This is a genomic window from Aquipseudomonas alcaligenes (assembly GCF_003205495.1).
Lineage (GTDB): Bacteria > Pseudomonadota > Gammaproteobacteria > Pseudomonadales > Pseudomonadaceae > Aquipseudomonas > Aquipseudomonas alcaligenes_B.
Map to the genome: position 1 here is coordinate 306414 of NZ_QJRX01000004.1, position 15312 is coordinate 321725.

General features: G+C 65.0%; 10 protein-coding genes. 5 read left to right on the forward strand and 5 right to left on the reverse strand.

Annotated elements, in window-relative coordinates:
• Window position 1: 1 nt before the first annotated feature.
• Both glpK and ybaK read right to left on the reverse strand, forming a co-directional pair.
• Window positions 2-1489, reverse strand: a complete 1488-nt coding sequence (gene glpK / locus DMO17_RS09390) for a glycerol kinase GlpK (protein WP_110682221.1) — start codon at window positions 1487-1489, stop codon at window positions 2-4.
• 45 nt (window positions 1490-1534) lie between these two features.
• On the reverse strand, window positions 1535-2005 hold the full coding sequence (gene ybaK, locus DMO17_RS09395; RefSeq protein WP_110682222.1) for a Cys-tRNA(Pro) deacylase: 471 nt from the start codon (window positions 2003-2005) through the stop codon (window positions 1535-1537).
• A 134-nt stretch (window positions 2006-2139) separates the two neighbouring features.
• Here ybaK and DMO17_RS09400 point away from each other — a divergent pair, with 134 nt between their 5' ends.
• Window positions 2140-2898: a DeoR/GlpR family DNA-binding transcription regulator gene (locus DMO17_RS09400; RefSeq protein ID WP_110682223.1), complete on the forward strand. Its 759-nt coding sequence runs from the start codon at window positions 2140-2142 to the stop codon at window positions 2896-2898.
• 289 nt (window positions 2899-3187) lie between these two features.
• Window positions 3188-4717 carry a glycerol-3-phosphate dehydrogenase gene (gene glpD / locus DMO17_RS09405; protein ID WP_110682224.1) on the forward strand — a complete coding sequence of 510 codons (1530 nt, stop codon included), beginning with the start codon at window positions 3188-3190 and terminating at the stop codon, window positions 4715-4717.
• Between the two features lie 11 nt (window positions 4718-4728).
• On the opposite strand, the gene DMO17_RS09410 is transcribed toward glpD, so the two are convergent.
• From DMO17_RS09410 to DMO17_RS09420, 3 genes are all read right to left on the reverse strand, one after another.
• A complete protein-coding gene (locus DMO17_RS09410) occupies window positions 4729-5751 on the reverse strand; it encodes an alpha/beta fold hydrolase (RefSeq protein WP_110682225.1) in 1023 nt (340 codons plus the stop codon).
• Between the two features lie 116 nt (window positions 5752-5867).
• A complete protein-coding gene (locus DMO17_RS09415) occupies window positions 5868-7487 on the reverse strand; it encodes an ATP-binding protein (RefSeq protein WP_110682226.1) in 1620 nt (539 codons plus the stop codon).
• Window positions 7484-8206, reverse strand: a complete 723-nt coding sequence (locus DMO17_RS09420; RefSeq protein ID WP_110682227.1) for a response regulator — start codon at window positions 8204-8206, stop codon at window positions 7484-7486. The genes DMO17_RS09415 and DMO17_RS09420 overlap by 4 nt, the downstream gene beginning before the upstream one ends.
• A 749-nt stretch (window positions 8207-8955) precedes the next feature.
• Here DMO17_RS09420 and DMO17_RS09425 point away from each other — a divergent pair.
• From DMO17_RS09425 to DMO17_RS09435, 3 genes are all read left to right on the forward strand, one after another.
• Window positions 8956-11838, forward strand: coding sequence for a ribonucleoside-diphosphate reductase subunit alpha (locus tag DMO17_RS09425; protein WP_110682228.1), 2883 nt, complete (start codon window positions 8956-8958; stop codon window positions 11836-11838).
• A gap of 399 nt (window positions 11839-12237) precedes the next feature.
• Window positions 12238-13482, forward strand: coding sequence for a ribonucleotide-diphosphate reductase subunit beta (locus DMO17_RS09430; protein ID WP_043216196.1), 1245 nt, complete (start codon window positions 12238-12240; stop codon window positions 13480-13482).
• A gap of 103 nt (window positions 13483-13585) precedes the next feature.
• Window positions 13586-15010, forward strand: coding sequence for a hypothetical protein (locus DMO17_RS09435; RefSeq protein ID WP_110682229.1), 1425 nt, complete (start codon window positions 13586-13588; stop codon window positions 15008-15010).
• The last annotated feature ends 302 nt before the right edge of the window (window positions 15011-15312 follow it).

Here is a 15312-nt window from a genome sequence, read left to right on the forward strand (position 1 = left end):
CTCAGCCCTCGCTGCGCACCCGCTTCACCGCATCCAGCCAGCCGGCGTAGAGCTTGTCGCGGTGTTCCGCGGCCATGCGCGGGGTGAAGCGCTGCTGGCGGTGCCAGTGGCTGGCGATCTCGTCCAGGTCGCGGTACAGCCCGGCCTGCAGGCCGGCCAGGTAGGCCACGCCGAGGGCGGTGGTCTCGGTCACCTCCGGGCGCTCCACCGGCACGCCGAGGATGTCGGCGAGGAACTGCATGACCCAGTTGTTCACCACCATACCGCCGTCCACCCGCAGCGCGCTGGGTGCGGCGGCGCCGTCGCGGTGCATGGCCTCGAGCAGGTCGCGGGTCTGGTAGCACACCGACTGCAGGCCGGCGGTGACGATCTCCTTGATCCCGGTGTCGCGGCTCAGGCCGAAGATGGCGCCGCGCGCCTTGGGGTCCCAGTAGGGGGCGCCGAGGCCGGTGAAGGCCGGCACCAGGTACACCCCGCAGGCGTCGCCGGTCTGCTCGGCCAGGGCCTCGGTATCGCGCGCATGGCCGATCAGCTTGATGCCGTCGCGCAGCCATTGCACGGCGGCGCCGGCGACGAAGATGCTGCCCTCCACCGCGTAGCTGACCTGGCCGTTCAGGCGGTAGCCGACCGTGGTGAGCAGACGGTTCTGCGAGGCCACCGGGGTGGCGCCGGTGTTCTGGATCATGAAGCAGCCGGTGCCGTAGGTGCTCTTGACCATGCCGGGCTGGAAGCAGGCCTGGCCGATCAGCGCCGCCTGCTGGTCGCCGGCCATGCCCAGCACCGGGATGGCGGCGCCGAGCAGCTCGGGGGTGGTGACGCCGAAGTCGGCGGCGCAGTCCAGCACCTCCGGCAGCAGGCTGCGCGGGATGTCGAACAGTTCGAGCAGCTCCTCGTCCCACTGCTGGCTGTGGATGTTGAACAGCAGGGTGCGCGAGGCATTGCTGGCGTCGGTGCGGTGCGCCCGGCCAGCGCTGAGGCGCCACAGCAGGAAACAGTCGACGGTACCGAAGCGCAGCTCGCCACGCTCGGCGCGCTCGCGGGCGCCGGGCACGCTGTCGAGGATCCAGCGCAGCTTGGTGGCGGAGAAATAGGGGTCGATCAGCAGGCCGGTCTTCTGCGCCACGGCGGCCTCGTGGCCGGCGGCCTTGAGCCCGGCGCAGTAGTCGGCGGTGCGGCGGTCCTGCCAGACGATGGCCGGGTGGATCGGCGTGCCCGTGGCGGCATCCCAGACGATGGTGGTCTCGCGCTGGTTGGTGATGCCGATGGCGCGCACCTCCTCGGCCTTCAGGCCCTTGCTGGCCAGGGCCTGGCGACACACCTCGAGGGTGCTCAGCCAGATCTCCTCGGCGTCGTGCTCGACCCAGCCGTCCTTGGGGAAGTACTGCTTGAACTCGCGCTGGGCGCTGGCCAGCGGCAGGCCCTGGGCACTGAAGACGATGGCGCGGGAGCTGGTGGTGCCCTGGTCGATGGCGAGCAGATACTGGGACATGCGCGTTTCCTTGTTGTTATGGGTGGGCCCCGCTCGGGGGCTGGATCATTCCCGGCCGATGGCGGCGAAGCTGCCGCGGGTGTGCTCGGCCAGCACCTCGGCGCTCAGCTCCACCTCCAGGCCACGCCGCCCGGCGCTGACGTGGATGGTCGGATGCTGCCTGGCACTCTCGTCGATGAAGGTGCGCAGGCGCTTCTTCTGCCCCAGCGGGCTGATGCCGCCGACCAGGTAGCCGGTGCTGCGCTGGGCCAGCTGCGGGTCGGCCATGTCGGCCTTCTTGGCCCCGGCGGCGTGGGCCAGGGCCTTGAGATCGAGGCTGCCGGCCACCGGCACCACCGCCACCAGCAGTTCGCCCTTGTCGGTGCTGGCGAGCAGGGTCTTGAACACCCGGGCCGGGTCCAGGCCGAGCTTTTCGGCGGCCTCCAGGCCATAGGAGGCGGTCTTCGGGTCGTGCTGGTAACTGTGCACCTTGTGCTCGGCCTTGGCCTTTTTCAGCAGATCGATGGCGGGAGTCATGTTCGAATATGAAAATTCTCTGACAGATTTCGCGTACCTTAACGGAAAAAACCGCCGACGGCAGCGTCCGCCTCGCCCGTCGCGCAATACCGGCAGCTCGCTATAATCCGCCGGCCGATGAAAAAGGACCGCCCATGAGCCTCCCGCCCCGCCAGCAGAGCATCCTCGAACGCGCCCGCGAGCGCGGCTACGTGAGCATCGACGAGCTGGCCCAGGCCTTCGCCGTCACCCCGCAGACCATCCGCCGCGACATCAACCAGCTGGCCGAGCAGGGCCTGCTGCGGCGCACCCACGGCGGCGCGGCGAGCGAGGCCTCGAGCATCCAGAACACCGCCTACGCCATGCGCGCCGGGCAGATGCGCGAGGAGAAGCAGCGCATCGCCGAGGCCATCGCCGCCAGCATCCCCGACCACGCCTCGCTGTTCATCAGCATCGGCACCACCACCGAGGCCATCGCCCGCGCCCTGCTCGGCCACAAGCACCTCAAGGTGATCACCAACAACCTGCACGTGGCCGCCACCCTGGCCGACAAGGCCGACTTCGAGGTGCTGGTGGCCGGCGGCAGCGTGCGCAGCGACGGCGGCGTGGTGGGCCAGGCGGCGGCCGACTTCATCCAGCAGTTCAAGGTCGACTTCGCCATCGTCGGCATCAGCGGCATCGACGAGGACGGCAGCCTGCTGGACTTCGACTACCAGGAGGTGCGGGTGTCGCAGGCCATCATCGACAACGCCCGCCAGGTGCTGCTGGCCGCCGACTCCAGCAAGTTCGGGCGCAACGCCGTGGTGCGCCTGGGCTCGATCGCCCTGATCGATCACCTGTACACCGACGCCCCGCCCGCGCCGGGCATCGCCCGCCTGCTGCACGAGCAGAAGATCCAGCTGCATATCGTCTGATCCGGCATCTCCGCCCGGTAGCCCGGATGCCATCCGGGAAGCTGGCGGCTCCGATCGCGGATTGCACCGGGGCTATAGGCCAACCTCCTCTCTCCCATTTGGAGGGCTGTATCGGCGCTCTCCCTCTCCCCCAGCCCCTCTCCCGCAAGCGGGAGAGGGGAGCCCCCGCTCAGCATCCCTTTTCCAGCACCCAGGCGCTTTTCGGGCTGGCGAAAGCGCACATCCTCGGCTAGCATATTTTCGAAATCGAACATTTTTGCGTTCACATTACAACTCAGGGTGCCTTGCCATGCCGCTCAGCCAGCCTCCCCGCCTCGCCGAAATCTACGACCTGGCCGTGGTCGGCGGCGGCATCAACGGCGTCGGCATCGCCGCCGACGCGGCCGGGCGCGGCCTCTCGGTATTCCTCTGCGAGCGCGACGACCTGGCCCAGCACACCTCCTCGGCCAGCAGCAAGCTGATCCACGGCGGCCTGCGCTACCTCGAACACTACGAATTCCGCCTGGTGCGCGAGGCCCTGGCCGAGCGCGAGGTGCTGCTGGCCAAGGCGCCGCACATCGTCAGCCCCATGCGCTTCATCCTGCCGCACCGCCCGCACCTGCGCCCGGCCTGGATGATCCGCGCCGGCCTGTTCCTCTACGACCACCTGGGCAAGCGCGAGAAGCTGCCCGGCTCGACTGGCCTGCGCTTCGGCGCCGGCAGCCCGCTCAAGGCCGAGATCGGCCGCGGCTTCGAATACTCCGACTGCTGGGTGGACGACGCCCGCCTGGTGGTGCTCAACGCGATGGCCGCGCGCGAGCGCCATGCCCACATCCACCCGCGCACCCGCTGCGTCAGCGCGCGGCGCAGCAAGGGCCTGTGGCACCTGCACCTGGAGCGTGCCGACGGCAGCCTGTTCTCCATCCGCGCCCGCGCCCTGGTCAACGCCGCCGGCCCCTGGGTGGCGCAGTTCCTCCAGGACGACCTCAAGCAGAAGTCGCCCTACGGCATCCGCCTGATCCAGGGCAGCCACATCGTGGTGCCGCGCATTCACGACCAGGAGCAGGCCTATATCCTGCAGAACGAGGACCAGCGCATCGTCTTCGTCATCCCCTGGCTGGAGCGCTTCAGCCTGATCGGCACCACCGACCGCGAGTACCATGGCGACCCGGCCAAGGTGCGCATCAGCGACGAGGAAACCGACTACCTGCTCCAGGTGGTCAACGCCCACTTCAAGCAGCAGCTGCAGCGCAGCGACATCCTGCACAGCTATTCCGGCGTGCGCCCGCTGTGCGACGACGAGTCCGACCAGCCCTCGGCCATCACCCGCGACTACACCCTGTCGCTGTCCGGCGCGCCGGGCGAGGCGCCGCTGCTGTCGGTGTTCGGCGGCAAGCTGACCACCTACCGCAAGCTCGCCGAATCGGCCCTGGCCCTGCTGGCGCCGAACTTCCCGCACCTGTGTCCGGCCTGGACGGCCAAGGCGCCGCTGCCCGGCGGCGAGAACCTGGACAGCCGCGAGGCGCTGGTGGACAAGCTGATCGCCCGCTTCGGCTGGCTCGACCGCGAGCTGGCGCGGCGCTGGGTCAGCACCTACGGCAGCCGCACCTGGCGCCTGCTCGACGGCGTGCAGCGGCAGAGCGAGCTGGGCGAGCACCTGGGCGCCGGCCTGTACGGCCGCGAGGTGGACTACCTGTGCCGCGAGGAATGGGCGATGGAGGCCGAGGACATCCTCTGGCGCCGCACCAAGCTCGGCCTGTTCATGACACCCGGCCAGCAGGCGCGGCTGCGCGACTACCTGCAGGGCCGCCAGGTCGCACCCCAGGCCCAGGCGCTCTAGGCGACGCCGGCCTAGAGTCGCGAACGCCCGCCCTCTTCCCCGGCGCTCTGCGCCAGCTGCGCGTCACGCATGCGCTGCTGGCGCAGGTGCGGCAACACCGCCGCCAGCAGCGGCTCCTTGAACGCCGCCTGGAAACGATGGGCCAGCCCCGGAATCAGCTTGAGCTGGCTGCCCTCGATATGGGCGGCCACGTGCACGCCGTGCATGGTCGGCAGCAGCGGGTCGGCAGTGCCATGCACCACCAGGGTCGGCAGGCGCAGGCGGTTGAGCAGCTCGACCCGGCTCGGCTCGGCGAGGATCGCCAGGATCTGTCGCTCCACGCCCTGCGGGTTGAAGGCACGGTCGTAGCTGCGCTCGGCCTCGCGCAGCAGCTGCGTGCGCTCGGCCGCCAGGCCCGGGCTGCCGAGGGCCGCCAGCAGATCGGCCTGCTGCGCGATGGCCGCCTCACGGCCCAGCGCCTCGCGCCGCGCCAGCTGCTGCAGCAGGCGTGCATCCGGCGCCGGCAGGCCCGGCGCGCTGGAGCTGGTCATCAGCAGGGTCAGGCTTTCGACCCGCTGCGGCGCCAGGTCGGCCATGTGCTGGGCGATCATGCCGCCCATGCTAGCGCCCAGCACATGGAAACGCTGGATGCTCAGGCCATCCATCAGGCCCAGGGCATCGCCGGCCATGTCGCGCAGGCTGTACGGTGCCTGCGCCCCCAGGCCCAGGCGGTAGCTGAACAGCTGGTAGGCCAGGTTGGCCTCGGGCACCGGCCCCACCCAGGACGACAGGCCGACATCGCGGTTGTCGAAGCGGATCACCCGGAAGCCCTGCTGGCACAGGCGCGCCACCACCTCGTCCGGCCAGTGGATCAGCTGGCCGCCCAGGCCCATCACCAGCAGCAGCGCCGGGTCGCTGGTGCGACCGATGCTCTGGTAAGCCAGGCGCACCTCGCCCACCTGCGCCATGGCAGTCGGCACCTGTACCTCGCAACGGTTCGCCGCCAGGGACGGCAGGCCGCACCACAGCGCGGCGAGAAGCAACAGAACTCGCATCGGCAACATCCGGAACGCAGAACCCCAGTGGAGCGCGAGTCTGCGGATGTTCATGCGGGCGCGCTGCCACAGAACGATGACAATTTGATGAAGGCTGCCGAACGGTAGTGACGCGCTCAGCCCGCCTCGTTCGCCTGCGCCTGGCGGCGCGGCCAGACCAGGCTGAACTGCGCGCCGCCGAGGCTGGCGCTGCGCCCGACATGGGCGCGGCCGGCGTGCCAGTAGATGATCCGGCGCACGATGGACAGGCCAAGGCCGTGGCCGCCGGAGGCGCGGGTACGGCTGTCGTCCAGGCGCAGGAAGGGGGTGAACACGCGCTCCCAGGCCTCCTCCGGCACGCCGGGGCCATCGTCCTCGACGTCGATGCGGCAGCGCTTGTGGCCAATGCGGTAGGTCAGGCGCACGCGCGACTCGGCGTGGCGCATGGCGTTGCTCAGCAGGTTCTGCAGGGCCCGGTGCAGGTAGCGCGGCTCGGCCTCGACCAGCGCGCCGCCGTCCGGGGCATCGTGGCACTGGCCGCGCTCGACGCGGATATGGGCGCGCAGCGGCGCCAGCTCCTCGATCACCTGGTCGAGCAGGCAGCGCAGGTCCACGACCTGGTAGTCGAGCTCCGGCGAGCCCTGCTCCAGGCGGGCGTAGACCAGCATCTCGTCGACCAGCTTGTCCAGCTCCTGGATGTCGCCGTCCATGCCTTCCATGTACTTGCGCCGCGCCTCGTCGCTGTGCGCGTCGGCGATCATCTCCAGGCCGAAGCGCAGGCGCGCCACCGGCGTGCGCAGCTCGTGGGACACCGCACGGACCATCTCGCGCTGCACGTTGAGCAGACGCTGCAGCTGCTCGGCCATGGCATTGAAGGTACTCGCCAGGCGCCCCACCGAGTCGGCGCCCTGGGTCGGCGCACGCGCCTCCAGGCGGCCGTTGGCGATCAGCGCCGCGGCATCCTCCAGCGCCTGCAGGCGGCGCTCCAGACGGCGCACCAGCAGGTAGAGGATAAGCCCGGTGAGGCTCAGGCCGAGCGCGCCGATCAGCACCAGCAGCTCGGTGGGATAGGGATTCATCTGCTGGATCGGGCCGACCTCCAGCACCCAGGGCGTGCCGACCATGCCGGCGATCACGCGGATCGAGTCACCGCCCTTGCCCAGCGCCAGCACCGTGTCGCCCTCGTCCACCCGGCGCTGCTGGTCCTCGTCCAGGTCGAGCCTCTCCAGCACCACCAGGCGCAGGTCGAAACCGAACTGCTTGGCCTCCTTCAGCTCGGCCAGGCGCCGGGGCTGTTCGGCGATCGGGTAGCGCACCAGCTCGTCCATCAGCAGATACACGGTGGCGCGCGCCAGCTGCTCGCTGATCTGTTCCACCTCGGTGGTCAGCACCAGTTGCTGCTCGGCGCTGACCAGTACGTAGACCCGTGCCGCGTGCGGCCCGGTCTGCTCCACCAGCACCTGGCCGCGCAGCAGGCGGCCACGGGCGCGGCCGTCCAGCGGCTCGGTGGACAACGGCTGCAGCTGCAGCGTCACGCCGAGCAGGCGGCTCCAGGTCACCAGCGCGCGGCGCCGGTCGACATCGCCCATCGGTTGCAGGTTGTCCGCCATCAGGCGGAAGGTGCCGCGCGCCAGCTGCTCGCGGTACTGGTCGCTGCGCACCTCGTTGGTCAGCTGCAGGGCACCGACGCCGAGCAGCGCGACCAGGAACAGGGCGGCGATGATGCCGCCGTAGATGCGCAGGAAGATGGTGTTCATTGCAGGGCGCTGGCGGCCTCGGCGACGAACAGGTAGCCCTTGCTGCGCACAGTCTTGATCAGGCGCGGATGCATCGGGTCGTCGCCGATCTTCGGGCGGATGCGCGAGATGCGCACGTCGATGGAGCGGTCCTGGCCGTCGTACTCGATGCCGCGCAGGGCGGTGAAGATCTCCTCGCGGGAGAGGATGCGCCCGGCGTTGGCCACCAGCAGCCAGAGCAGGTCGAACTCGGCGCTGGTCAGCTCGATGCTCGCGCCACGCAGCCAGGCCTCGCGCATGGCGCTGTCGATCACCAGCGGGCCGAATTCCAGGCGCCGCTGGCTCTCCGCCGCCGGCGCCTCCGCCCCGGCCTCGCTGCGCCGTAACAGGGCACGGATGCGCGCCAGTAGCACACGCGGGCGCACAGGCTTGCACACGTAGTCGTCGGCGCCCATCTCCAGGCCGAGCACCTCGTCCATGTCGTCGGTGCGCGCGGTGAGCATCAGGATCGGCCCGGCGTACTGGCCGCGCACCTTGCGGCAGATGGACAGGCCGTCCTCGCCGGGCAGCATCAGGTCGAGTACCACCAGGTCCGGCTGCTCCTTGAGGATACGCGCCGCCGCCGCAGCGCCGTCGGCCTCGATGGCCACGCTCAGGCCGTTGCCCTGCAGGTATTCCCGGGTAAGCTCGGCCAGGCGCTGGTCGTCCTCGACGATCAGGATGTGCGCTTCTTGTTCCACCGTCCGCTCCTCACTAAGGCCCGCACGCCACTGCTGCGCGGGCCGGGCATTCTAGCAACCGCGACGGCGCAGCACAGCCCGTGCCGCTGGACAGGCCAACCACTATATGTTGTGGTTACCCCCACAGCCTGCGCGGCCTTTTCGCCACCGTGAAAGCGCACACAAACGGCGACGAACGGTATGAGTCAGCAATCACGCGGCCTGCGCCGGATCGACCGATTTCACACACAAACCACCCACACTTTATCCACAGGATATCCCAGGCAAGTCACCTTGCATTGCCCCGGACAGCGCATTATCTTGTATCCCCACAGCGCCAGCCCACTACATGTTGGGTTTTGGCCAGACCACCGGACACTAGAAGAATGAATGTCGAGAAGGCCCTTTCGTTGGCCGCACCCGGTGAGTTGCAACGCGTTTTCCGCCGGCCCGGCCTTGTCCGCCAGGCCACGGCAGAGGGTCGCGAAGGTCGTCGCCCCCTGTCGTATAGCGGTATGCAGCCCTCGGGCGCATACCACTAGGTATTGTGGTCACGGTTTTGCATGACCGTGATGTTTGACTTGGGCCAGGGAGGCGCTTGAGTCCGCGCGCCCTGCCTTGCAGTAGCAGTACGTAGTTTCCGCATGCCCGGCTCTCCTGGTGGTTCCGGTGCGGCGGACGATTTGGCCATAAAGCTGTGGCCGCTGGTCGCGCAGGCTCCACCTGCCAGGCCGACGGCCTACTAATAAATGAGAGAACGGGAGATCCCCATGCACACCGACACAACTCGCGAGAACCCGCAGGCCGTGGCGCCGCAGGCCGCCGAATCCAGCCAGGATCTGGCCGCCACCGCGCCCGGCCAGCTGCGCGTGATCAAGCGCAACGGCACCGTCGTCCCCTACACCGACGACAAGATCACCGTGGCCATCACCAAGGCGTTCCTCGCAGTTGAGGGCGGCACCGCCGCCGCCTCGTCGCGTATCCATGAGACCGTCGCGCGCCTGACCGAGCAGGTCACCGCCACCTTCAAGCGCCGCATGCCCTCCGGCGGCACCATCCACATCGAGGAAATCCAGGACCAAGTCGAACTGGCCCTGATGCGCGCCGGCGAGCAGAAGGTCGCCCGCGACTACGTGATCTACCGCGAATCCCGCGCCCAGGCGCGCAAGAGCAGCGGCGCCGCCGACGTGGCCCAGCCGCACCCGAGCATCCGCGTGACCCGCGCCGACGGCAGTGTGCAGCCGCTCGACATGGGCCGCCTGCAGACCATCATCCGCGAAGCCTGCGAAGGTCTGGCCGAGGTCGACGGCGCGCTGATCGAGTCCGAGACCCTGAAGAACCTGTACGACGGCGTGGCCGAGAAGGACGTCAACACCGCCCTGGTGATGACCGCCCGTACCCTGGTCGAGCGCGAGCCGAACTACTCCTACGTCACCGCCCGCCTGCTGATGGACAACGTGCGTGCCGAAGCCCTGGGCTTCCTCGGCATCGCCGACAGCGCTACCCACCATGAGATGGCCGACCTCTACGCCAAGGCCCTGCCGGCCTACGTGGACAAGGGCGTGGAATTCGAGCTGCTCGATCCCAAGCTGAAGGACTACGACCTGGCCAAGCTGGGCGCCGCGCTGAACCACGAGCGCGACCAGCAGTTCACCTACCTGGGCCTGCAGACCCTGTACGACCGCTACTTCATCCACAAGGACGGCATCCGCTTCGAACTGCCGCAGGTGTTCTTCATGCGCGTGGCCATGGGCCTGGCCATCGAAGAGCCGCAGAAGGAAGAGCGTGCCATCGAGTTCTACAACCTGCTGTCCTCGTTCGACTACATGGCGTCGACCCCGACCCTGTTCAACGCCGGCACCCTGCGCCCGCAGCTGTCCTCGTGCTACCTGACCACCGTGCCGGACGACCTGTCGGGCATCTACCAGGCCATCCACGACAACGCCATGCTGTCGAAATTCGCCGGCGGCCTGGGCAACGACTGGACCCCGGTGCGCGCGCTGGGCTCCTACATCAAGGGCACCAACGGCAAGAGCCAGGGCGTGGTTCCGTTCCTGAAAGTGGTCAACGACACCGCCGTGGCCGTCAACCAGGGCGGCAAGCGCAAGGGCGCCGTGTGCGCCTACCTGGAAACCTGGCACCTGGACATCGAGGAATTCCTCGAGCTGCGCAAGAACACCGGTGACGACCGTCGCCGTACCCACGACATGAACACCGCCAATTGGATTCCGGACCTGTTCATGAAGCGCGTGTTCGACGACGGCCAGTGGACCCTGTTCAGCCCGTCCGAAGTGCCGGACCTGCACGACCTCACCGGCAAGGCCTTCGAGGAGCGCTACGAGTACTACGAAGCCCTGGCTGGCTACGGCAAGATCAAGGTGTTCAAGACCATCGCCGCCAAGGACCTGTGGCGCAAGATGCTGTCCATGCTGTTCGAAACCGGCCACCCGTGGCTGACCTTCAAGGACCCGTGCAACCTGCGCAGCCCGCAGCAGCACGTGGGCGTGGTACACAGCTCCAACCTGTGCACCGAGATCACCCTGAACACCAACAAGGACGAGATCGCCGTCTGCAACCTGGGCTCGATCAACCTGGTCAACCACATCGTCGACGGCAAGCTGGACACCGAGAAGCTCGGCCGCACCGTGAAGACCGCCGTGCGCATGCTCGATAACGTCATCGACATCAACTACTACTCGGTGCCGCAGGCGCGCAACTCCAACCTCAAGCACCGTCCGGTCGGCCTCGGCCTGATGGGCTTCCAGGACGCCCTGTACCTGCAGCACATCGCCTACGGCTCCGACGCGGCCATCGAGTTCGCCGACAAGTCCATGGAAGCGATCAGCTACTACGCCATCCAGGCTTCCTGTGACCTGGCCGACGAGCGCGGCAGCTACAGCACCTTCGAAGGCTCGCTGTGGTCCAAGGGCATCCTGCCGCTGGACTCCCAGCAGATCCTGATCGAGGCCCGCGGCCAGAAGTACATCGACGTCGACCTGTCCGAGTCGCTGGACTGGGCCCCGCTGCGCGAGCGTGTGAAGAAAGGCATCCGCAACTCCAACATCATGGCGATCGCGCCGACCGCGACCATCTCCAACATCATTGGCGTTTCGCAGTCGATCGAGCCGACCTACCAGAACCTGTACGTGAAATCGAACCTCTCCGGCGAGTTCACCGTGATCAACCCCTACCTGGTACGCGACCTGAAGAACCGCGGCCTGTGGGACAGCGTCATGGTCAACGACCTGAAGTACTACGACGGTTCCGTACAGCAGATCGAGCGCATCCCGCAGGACCTCAAGGACCTGTACGCCACCGCGTTCGAAGTGGAAACCAAGTGGATCGTCGACGCCGCCAGCCGCCGCCAGAAGTGGATCGACCAGGCCCAGTCGCTGAACCTGTACATCGCCGGCGCCTCGGGCAAGAAGCTGGACGTGACCTACCGCATGGCCTGGTACCGTGGCCTGAAAACCACCTACTACCTCCGTGCCCTGGCCGCCACCAGCACCGAGAAGTCCACCATCAACACCGGCAAGCTCAACGCCGTGTCCAGTGGTGCGATCGACGAGGGCAGCTTCGCCGCCCCGGCCGGCCCGGCTCCGGTGCCGAAAGCCTGCTCCATCGACAACCCCGACTGCGAAGCCTGCCAGTAAGTCGCGGCCCGCAGAGCGGACTTCGCGTTGTTGCCCGGCAGGGCGGCCCCCATCACGTGCTACAGCACGCTCAGGGGCTCCACCCTACCGGGCGCCTAGCGCTGCCTCGCTCTGCAAACCGCTTGCACCGAGTGGCAGAGGCTAAAAGCCAAAGCTACACGCCACTCGGACCGCTGTTTCCCTCTCCCCTCGGGGAGAGGGCCAGGGAGAGGGGGCCAGGCCACGCGCCAGCCCTCCCCCACGAACACTCCCCTCGCCCGCCAACGCGGGCCTGGGCGCCACCAGTCGGGTGGCACGGTTTGACCCTTGCGCGCGTACCGCAACGGAACATAATTAGAATTACTGGACAAACATACAGGTCGCCGATTTGCGGCCTTCAGCACCAAGCAGGAGACCACCATGCTCAGCTGGGACGAATTCGATAAGGAAGATGCCACCGAAGCGGCCGCCAAGCCGGCCGCTGCCGTAGTCGGCGCCGCGCTCGATCAACTGGACAGCGACGCCGCCGGCTCCGTCGAGGAAGCCCGCGCCGTATCGGCCGACGACTCCGACGCCGTCGCCCGCGCCAAGAAGGCCCTGAACGACCTGGACATCCAGGAAGGCCTGGACGACCTGGAAGGCGCCAGCGCCCGCGTGCACGTCGGCGACAAGCAGATGATCAACGCCCGCGCCGACCTCAACCAGCTCGTACCCTTCAAGTACGACTGGGCCTGGCAGAAGTATCTGGATGGTTGCGCCAACCACTGGATGCCGCAGGAAGTGAACATGAACGCCGACATTGCCCTGTGGAAGAGCAAGGACGGCCTCTCCGAAGACGAGCGCCGCATCGTCAAGCGTTCGCTGGGCTTCTTCTCCACCGCCGACAGCCTGGTCGCCAACAACCTGGTGCTGGCCGTGTACCGCCTGATCACCAACCCCGAGTGCCGCCAGTACATCCTGCGCCAGGCCTTCGAGGAAGCGATCCACACCCACGCCTACCAGTACTGCATCGAGTCGCTGGGCATGGATGAAGGCGAGATCTTCAACATGTACCACGAGATTCCTTCGGTCGCGAAGAAAGCCTCCTGGGGCCTGAAGTACACCCGTTCGATCTCCGACCCGGAATTCAAGACCGGCACCCCAGAGACCGACCGCCAGTTCCTGCGCAACCTGATCGCCTACTACTGCGTACTGGAAGGCATCTTCTTCTACTGCGGCTTCACCCAGATCCTCTCCATGGGCCGCCGCAACAAGATGACCGGCACCGCCGAGCAGTTCCAGTACATCCTGCGTGACGAGTCCATGCACCTGAACTTCGGCATCGACGTGATCAACCAGATCAAGATCGAGAACCCGCACCTGTGGGATGCCGCGATGAAGGACGAAGCGACCCAGATGATTCTGCAGGGTACCCAGCTGGAGATCGAATACGCGCGCGACACCATGCCGCGCGGCGTGCTGGGCATGAACGCGGCGATGATGGAGGACTACCTGAAGTTCATCGCCAACCGTCGTCTGACGCAGATCGGCCTGAAGGAAGAGTATCCGGGCGCGACCAACCCGTTCCCGTGGATGAGCGAGATCATGGACCTGAAGAAGGAGAAGAACTTCTTCGAGACTCGTGTGATCGAGTATCAGACTGGTGGTGCGTTGAGCTGGGATTGATGGCCAGCTGACATCAGCGTAGATTGACCCTACACCTGCCATGGATGTTGGGGTTGAAGTTTTAAAAGCCCCGCTTGTGCGGGGCTTTTTTATGGAGAGCACAATGAGATTCTCGCAGTTCTTCCAGCTCAACCTCGAACAGCCATATTTAGATTTCCTTGATATCCCTCTTGATACCGATGTAGCAGCCTTTATAGACCCAACCGGCCTCAAACAGCTCGACTCTGAATTTGGCCATATAGCTCAATCCTTAATGCAAACCTTTTTCGACAAGGTTCTTCAAGAGATAGCAAACAACAACTTGAGCAATGCCATTAGCTTACTTTCACACCTATCAGAAAGTAACGAATTCCATCTCGGACTTTCAAAAGGAAAAGCAAGAGGACATGGCATTGGAGCGCACAATGCTCACAAGCTCGGATTGGCCATTTCACAAAGCAAAGCCTCTCAAAGCGGTCTCCTACAAGACTTGGAAGATACCTGCCTTGTAATTGAAGGCATCGGAAGTGACATGATCTCCGACGCAATCTGTAACATCATTCGAGGCCCGTTAATAGAATACACACAAGAGATGTGTAACCTTCACAACATCCCTCTCACACCCAACATAAAATCAGGCCCCATATGGGATGGTGACAAATGGACGCAATACTTCACCAGCCTACCTATGACAAGTGATGGCAAGGCCATACTCGTCCCCAAGATAATAATCAGACACAACATCTCATATAGCTCCTCTGAATACTACAGACACTATCTCCTAGAAGACATGCAAAGAGATGAAATCAGTCGCGCCACTACGCTCGTCCATTACCTAAAAGATGGATCACCGAGAGTTACAAAGACTGACCTTCTTAATAAGTACGGAAAAGACAAAAAAGCAATTGAAGCCCAAACCATAAATCATAGAAGCGCTCTTGAGAATTACAAAAGAGATAAGGGAAATACCCTTACTCACGCTCTAGATCATGAAGACATTTCAGAAATAACAAAAACCCCAAAGCTAGAATGGAGCAAAGTACAACAAGAATTTTCACTTATATCTACCGGACGCAGCACTGCCCATGACTATGAAAACCTGATAGAAAGAACCCTTACTGCTCTTTTTTACCCATGCCTTAACCATCCCAAGAGAGAAAAATCCATACACAATGGGAGAAAGAGAATTGACATCGAGTACACCAACAGTGCTAAAAATGGATTCTTTTCATGGCTAGCGCAGCACTACCCCGCCGCCAAGATATTCATAGAATGCAAAAACTATGATGACGACCTAAGTAACCCAGAGGTAGATCAACTATCAGGAAGATTCAGCCCATCTCGCGGAAAATTTGGAATCATTGTTTACAGAAAATGCAAAAACGCCCACCTATTAGATTTACGCTGTAAGGACACAGCAAATGACCAGCGAGGCTATATAGTAACTCTATCAGATGATGAAATAATTGAGCTCATCAAAGAAAGAGAGTCCGCAAACCCATATAGCTTCCCACTACTCAAAAGAAAATTTGATGCCCTTATAGACTGATCACTAGTGGGCAGACATTTAAGAAATTGCTCGGGCGCTTTCTACTCATCTGAACCATCGTTTTCGCCCTTACGGCGAGTCACTTTCTCTTGCGTGCCCAAGAGAAAGTAACCAAAGAGAAGGGCACCCCGACATCCGGGTCTGGCCTGCGGCCAGACTTCCCTCCCTCCGGTGCCGCTCCGGGGGCCGTCACGAAGGGACGTCCCTGTCCCATCGTTCCTCGCTCGGCGTCCTGCCTCGCGTCCCCCTGCGCAACACCTCCACTCGGCCTCCTGACGGGGACTCGGGCTCCGAGTTGCCGG